This is a genomic window from Streptomyces sp. NPDC051555 (assembly GCF_044454405.1).
Lineage (GTDB): Bacteria > Actinomycetota > Actinomycetes > Streptomycetales > Streptomycetaceae > Streptomyces.
The window spans coordinates 1-6,582 of record NZ_JBITDP010000069.1; the positions used below are offsets into that span (position 1 = coordinate 1).

Below are 6,582 nucleotides of genomic sequence, written 5' to 3' on the forward strand. Positions count from 1 at the left end.
TGAACGCCTTCCAGATCGCCTTCGAAGGCCGCCTCACCCCCACCACCAGCCACTGAACCTCAACAACCAAGATCAGCCGTTGATTGGACACACCCCGAAAACTTTACAGACCCTTGTGGCGGCGTCCGGGTTGTTAGTTGATTTCTATGTTATCTGCTTTTATTTTGACGGCTTTTCCGGTGATTTCTATTTCTCCGGTTTCGTTGTTGAGGGTGATGGTGGCGTTGCTGGTTTTGCCGTCCTTGGTGGTGGTGGTAAGGGCGAGGGTGTTCTGGGGGTTTATGTGGAGTCCGGTGCCGTTGGTGTTGGTGTAGGTGAGGGTGCCGGGTTCGGTGGCCCATTGGGGGAGGGCGTTGGTGTCGCTGTGGTTGTTGTAGAGGTAGCCGAGGACGATGGGTTGATCGAGGCGTCCGGTGAGGAATCCGACGAGGACTTCCTGGTTTTGGGCGGGGAGGGTGTAGGAGCCGTGGTTGTGTTGGAGGACGCGGGTCCAGCCGGTCAGGTAGTCGTTGTCGAGCCAGGGGAAGCGGAGTCGGACGTGGCCCTGGGGGTCGTTTTTGGTGGGGAGGGCGGCGACGGTGGCGTTGGCGAGTCCGGGGACGGGGGCGGGTGAGGTGAGGGGGTAGGCGGGGGTGTGGGGGGCGGGGTGGAGGGGGGTGACGGTGAGGTGGGTGCGGTAGCCGTTGTCGGTGAGGGTGTGCTGGAGGGTGGTGGTGGTGTAGCGGCCGGTGAAGGGGGATCCGAGGCCGGTGAGGGTGATGGGGGTGCCGGTGGTGAGGGTGGGGGTGCCGGTGGTGGTGAGTTCGAGCTGGACGAGTGAGTTCGCGTGGTGTGCGGCGAGGGCGGCGGCGGTGCTGGAGATGTCTTCGGGGCTGGTGAGCTGGAGTGCGGGTATGACGGTGGGAGTGGTGCCGCTTTGGGTGTCTGTTGCGGTGTGCTGTGCGGTGATGGTGTTTTTGCTGAAGTCGGCGCTGGTGGCGGCGGTCTGGGTGCGGGTGAGGATCTGTCCCTTGTCGGGGTCCCAGGAGCGGACTTCGATGGTGCTGGAGAGGGTGGGGCCCTGGACGGTGGCGTGGACGGTGAGGAGGTTTTCGCCGTAACGCAGTACCCGGTTGTCGTGTTGTTCGGTGGTGGTGCGGGGGTCGGGGGCGGTGTTGGGGGAGGTGGGTGGGGCGAGGGTGAGGGTTTTGTCGCGGATGGTGAGGGCGCAGGTGTGCAGGAGGGCGAGTTCCTGGAGGAGTTCCCAGTTGGTGGTGTTGGGCTGGGTGAGGGTGGTGACGTTGCGGCTGGCGAGGGGTTCGGGGACGGAGGTGTCCAGGCCGTGTTCGGTGGTGAGTTCGGTGAGGATGGTTTGGACTGTTTTGCCGTCGAGGTTGCGGACGCGGCGGGTGTGGGTGAGGCGGTGTCCGAGGTCTTGTGCGTGGAGGACGGTCAGGGAGGTGGAGTCTTCGCGGGTGCTCTCGATGGCGGTGATTTCGCCGGTGAAGAGTCGGACGGGCTGGGCTTCCTGGGAGGTGCGGAAGGCGATTTTGATGGCGGTGCCCAGGCGGGTGCCGAGTTCGGGGGGGAGGCGGTGGCCGGGGTCGTGGAAGGTGAGGGTGGCGGTGGCGGGCTGGTTGAGGGAGCTGGTGACGGTTGCTTCGGTGAGGGCGGATGCCCAGGCGGGGGGCAGTACGGGGTGGCTGTTCCAGCCTGATTCGACGGGTGGGAAGGCGGGGGCGAGGGTGATGACTGCTTCGCATACGGCGGGCGGGGCTCCGCGGGTCCTTTCAGCCATGGTTCACCGGTCCGGGCTGGGTGTCGGGGAGACAGGGCAGGACCAGGACGGTGCCGGGCGTGATGCTGAGGGGGTCGGTGGCGGTGTCCGGGTTGGCGGTGGCGATATGGCGCCAGGCCGCGGGGTCGCCGTAGTAGCGGTAGGCGAGTCCGGCGAGGGTGTCACCCTGGGTGAAGTGGTGGACGGCGAGGGCGCCTGCGAAGGTGGTGCCGCCGGAGGTGGGGTTGGTCAGGGGCAGGGGGCCGCCGACTTCTTCGAGTTCGACGGTGGCTTCGGCGCGCAGGGGGGTGCCGTCGGGGGCGAAGAGGGTGTAGGTGACGCCGGCCGCGGTGATGACAGCGGGGAAACGGGTCAGGGTGGAGGTGCCCCATTCGAGGATGACCCAGCGGGGTGAGGTTTTGCCCCGCGCGGGGCGGCAGCAGTCGAGGAGGGCGGCGGCGGCGTGTTCGACGGTGCGGCCGCGGCTGGTGGTGGCGTCAAGGAACAGCTGCATGCTCAGGGAGGTTGGTCCGGCCTGGGCGAACTCCGGCTGGGTGACGGCTGTGCCGCCGATTGAGGAGGGTCGGTTCCAGGAGGCGGACCGCCGTACGGCGAGTTGTTCGGGGTTGAACTGCAGGGGAATGCGCTGGCCCCGTGCCGCGGCGGTGGTGGCGTCGGCGGAGCGGCCGTTGGCGGGTGGGTCGAAAAGCACGAGGCAGGCGTGGACCAGCCCTGTGGCCAAGGACATCAAGGACATGAGGACAACTCCTTCTGTGGACGGGCCGCCGGGCCTGCGGGGCCCTGCCCGAGGTCGCGCCCGCCGGGGCTGAAGAGCCAGGGTTGACGGGTGCCTGCGGTCTGGCCGGATGGCTGGCACTAGGTCGTCGCCGGGGCATGGGGGTCGGCGACGGCGCCGGGCGCGGCGTTGGTGTCCCGGGGTGGGGCGGCCTGGTCTGGGGGCCTCGCGCGGGTGTCTGTCGGCGACGGGGAGCCTCGCTGTGACGCTGGTGCCGCCGTGTGCCGACCACCCCACTGCCCGGCTGCCCGCTGCCCGCGGTGGACCCTGAATCTGGTAGCCCGCCTGACCGGCCGCTTGCTGTTGCTGTCGGGGGTGTGGGCGGGGGCTGTTGTCGGTGGTCGGGGGTGGTTCATGGGCGCGGGCGGGGGGAGAGGAGGTGACGCAGGGGGGTGGCGAGGGCTCTGGCGAGTTCGCTGGCGTGGTGGGTGGCGAGTTCGCGGGCGAGCAGGCGCATGTCGAGGGATTCGGGGCCCAGGCGCAGGGCGGGGAAGCCGCCGGGGCGGCTGCCTGGTCCGAACCGGACGATGCCGGTGGCGGGGGTGGTGGCGTGTGGTGGCTGGGAGCGTGTTCCGCAAGGGCAGGAACAGGTGGGTGAGGGGGCCTGTGCCGGGGCAGCGGCGCGGGCCGCGGGGGGAGGTATGGGGGGTGCGGCGGGGTGCCGGGCGGGGGCTTTCCCGGGTGTGGCGGGCGGGGGTGGGGGAGTGACGAGGGGCATCGGGGGGGTGGCGGGGTCCCCGGCCGGCTCGCGCGGGGTGCCGGGGTAGGTGCGCTGGGGGGTCGGCGGCGGGGGCGGGTATGAGGGGGTGCGGGGCACTGCGAGGGGGAGTAGGGAAGGCGGGGCGGGTGCCGGTGCCTGGAGTGGCGGTGCGGGAGGCGGTGCGGACGGGGGCGGTGGCGCGGGGAGCGGGGTGGGGAGCGGGGTGGGGGCGGGGCGGCGGGGTTCCCGGACCGGTGCCGCGGGCGGGGCCGGGACGGGGGGTGGGGAGGAGGGTGTGGGCAAGGGTGCTGCTGTCATGGCGGTGGTGGTGTCCCGGGGCGCTGGCGGGGCCGGTGCGGGTACGGGGCCGTCGGTCGGTGATGCCGGGGCGCTGTGCACGGCGGGCACCAGCGTGTCGGTTCCCGGTGCCCTGCGGGGACCGCTCGCCCCGCCGGCCTCTGGCCGGGGTGGCCAGGACAGGGGGGCCCATACGGCGTGGAGTGCCAGGCGCCGGCCCTGGCTCACCGCCAGGGGCCGCCAGGCCGCCAGCTGCCGGGCGAACGCCGCGGGACCGGCGCCGAACCGGCGTGCGGTGGCGACTGTGACGGTGACGGGAGCGGCCGCCACCGTTGGAGCTCCTTCATCCGGTCCGGTGCCGGTCACGGGCGGCCGCCCTGGCTGATACGGGTGTTCATGCGTGCCACCTCCCGTACGTAACGCTGACGGACACTGTGTTCGAGGCCCGTCAGCGTGTCAGGGCTCCAGTGCAGGTAGTAGGCCAGATAGGTGATCTCTTCCCACAGGCGGTCCTGCGGGAAGGTCACGATTCCCCCAGGCCACCACCGACCACCACCGGCGTCGCGCAGTTCGGGCACACCACACTGCGGCCGCCGCCGCCGTTGATCCGCTGGTACATCTCCTGCAGATATGCAAGATCCGCCGCGAAGAGACCCTCCATGTCATGCGGCCGCACCTGCGCCAGGTCCCCGAGCCGGGTGATCACCAGGCTCAGCAGGACCACTCCCAGGTAGGCGGGGTTCTCCCGGACCCGCTGGTCCACCAGCGGAGCCAGTTCGTCCCGGGCGGTCGCCAGGCGCATCCGCCCCCGCCGGTGAACCACACCCTCCCCGTCCACGAGCCCGTGGGGAAGCTCGAACTCGAACTCTGTCCGCAGCCCCCCCTCCCCACCCCCACGGCCCGGGGAAACACTCACAGACGACACACTCACGATCACGCACCACCCATCACTCGTCGGTCCCGGATCCTCGCCACGAGGGCAGGAGACGCGGTTCAGTTCTGACACCTGGTTCGGCCAGCGGCTCACCCAGCGCCTGCCGGTACACCGGAGCCGGATATCCGGCCGTACACCATCACCGGCCCCGGGCTCCGGGCAACGGACCAGGGTCCTCCTCCATGCCTGGGTGCCCCGGGCGTCGCCGGGCGTGCCCGGGCACGCCCGGCCGCGTGCGCTGCGGGAGCCACCCGGCTCGTGCCGTGCCCCGCACGCGGGAAGCACCCGGCCGTGTTCAGCCGGCAGTTAGCTGCTGGACGCTGATCTGGACGAACTCGGCGGGTCTGACCGGCGCGATTCCGATATTGCAGAAGACCGTGCCCGGCTGGCTGCTGTCCTGGTTGGTCTGGTCGCACTGGACGTAGAAGGCTTCGGCGGCGGTGGCGCCTTTGAGGGCGCCGTGCCGCCACTGGCTGGTGAGGAAGGCACCGATCTCACGGCGCAGCGACGACCACAGACGCTCATCATTCGGCTCGAACACCGCCCACCCAGTGCTGTTCATGATGGAATCCTCAAGAAAACACACCAGACGGCGCACATTCACGAACCCCCAGTCAGGCTTGTCGCTATCGGAAGCAGCGGTACGCGCACCCCACACCACCACACCCCGCCCCGAAACCTCCCGCAGCTCATTCCCCCCACGGTCTACAGCGTTTTCCCGCCACCAGACCTGGTCATTCGCTGAAACAGCTCCCCAGGCCAGACCGGTAACTCCGGAAAGCGCCACATTCGCAGGAGCCTTGAACACCCCCCGCTCACCGTCCACTCGCGCCCACACTCCGGCCATGTGACCCGTTGGCGGAACGGGCACCCCGCCCGCGGCCTTCACCCACGGCCAGTAAAAGGCACAATAATTCCCATTGCGCCCGGCCTGGGTTTGCGGATACCAGCTGAAGTCATCGGTTTTGGGCGCCTCGCATAAGGAAAGTACGGCGACCCGGTTATTCATCTTCGCGCAGTGCTCCAGAATGGCCGTAACCGAATTTGCACTCTTCATGGCGGCAGTCCCGGTCGCGTCTACTACGATCTGCACATCCGGAACCTTCTCCAGCTCTTTCAGAGCATCATCCAGTGTGGCGGCGTATGCGACGACCGCATCACTCCCACCATTCTCAAAAAATCCGGAGACTATTAAATTTTGATAGCTCCAGGGGGGTGGCCAGGTGAGGGAGGCCAGTGAACTTGAAAGCTTCGACTCGTCGATTGTGTATGCGACGCTGTTCGCGAGTGCGGCCTTGACGATCCGAATCGCGTCGACAGTCTCCACTGGCAGGTTATGCGCAGGATCTAGGGTGTTTAAGGCGCCCTTGACATTTGTGAATTTTTCGGCAGCCGGCGCACTGTTGTAGGTGTTAATTTTTTCTCTCAGCTCCGTGAGAGCGGTTTTATTGGCTGCATCTTTCCCGAGTGCCGCTGTTATGGCTTTTGTGATCGCTGTTGTTTCCGAGTCTTCCATTTTACGGTACGAGGTTGGCTTTTTTAGAGAATTGATCAGATCTTTCGTGTTGGCATTTTCTGCGAATGACTTCTTGCTTGATGCGGCGGTAATGGCAGCGTTGAGTTCTTCCCCTTTGCTGCCGTTGCCATTTTTCGGTGCGGCCTGGAATGCGGTCAGGGCGTCGGCGACGTCCTGCATATTGGATTCTCGCCTGGAGAGGTCGCCGGGTGAGATTATGCGTTCGGTGCCAGCTATTTTGGTCAGAGGGAGGGGATAACAGAGAAAAGCCGCGGTGGATGTTCCGGTAGGGGTGACGGGGTGGGAGCCGCTAGGCCTTTCGGTAATGGTGACTCCGGGAGTCTGGCTGGTCACGATTCGCCTCTCCTTCGTGGGCTGATGAGCGTTTCCGTTCCAACTGTCCGGGGACGGGATGCAGGGCCAATTCATTGAGCGTTTTGAGCGGTAGCTCTCCAGGGTGAGGATGGCTTTGGTGGCCTGGGTAGGCCGGGAGTGTCCAATAGACGGCGGATCTGATGATCAAGGAGACGCCTGATGAGTGAGACCCTCGCCGAGTACGAGGCCGTGGAAGAGGTGGCCGTCG

General features: G+C 67.4%; 5 protein-coding genes. All 5 read right to left on the reverse strand.

Annotated features, from left to right (window positions below; translation table 11 throughout):
• Nucleotides 1–133: 133 nt before the first annotated feature.
• A complete protein-coding gene (locus tag ACIBEA_RS43795; protein ID WP_399270042.1) occupies nucleotides 134–1,777 on the reverse strand; it encodes a VgrG-related protein in 1,644 nt (547 codons plus the stop codon).
• Complete coding sequence (locus tag ACIBEA_RS43800) at nucleotides 1,770–2,513, reverse strand: tail protein X (protein WP_399270044.1); 744 nt, start codon at nucleotides 2,511–2,513, stop codon at nucleotides 1,770–1,772. Before ACIBEA_RS43800 ends, ACIBEA_RS43795 begins: the two co-directional genes overlap by 8 nt.
• Nucleotides 2,514–3,911: 1,398 nt before the next feature.
• The gene (locus tag ACIBEA_RS43805) at nucleotides 3,912–4,076 is read right to left on the reverse strand and encodes a DUF6760 family protein (RefSeq protein ID WP_399270046.1); all 165 of its coding nucleotides are present in this window, start codon (nucleotides 4,074–4,076) and stop codon (nucleotides 3,912–3,914) included.
• Nucleotides 4,073–4,483 carry a hypothetical protein gene (locus ACIBEA_RS43810; protein ID WP_399270049.1) on the reverse strand — a complete coding sequence of 137 codons (411 nt, stop codon included), beginning with the start codon at nucleotides 4,481–4,483 and terminating at the stop codon, nucleotides 4,073–4,075. The genes ACIBEA_RS43805 and ACIBEA_RS43810 overlap by 4 nt, the downstream gene beginning before the upstream one ends.
• Nucleotides 4,484–4,778: 295 nt before the next feature.
• Nucleotides 4,779–6,353 (reverse strand): phage tail sheath family protein, encoded by a 1,575-nt coding sequence (locus tag ACIBEA_RS43815; RefSeq protein ID WP_399270048.1) that lies wholly within the window; start codon nucleotides 6,351–6,353, stop codon nucleotides 4,779–4,781.
• Nucleotides 6,354–6,582: the final 229 nt, after the last annotated feature.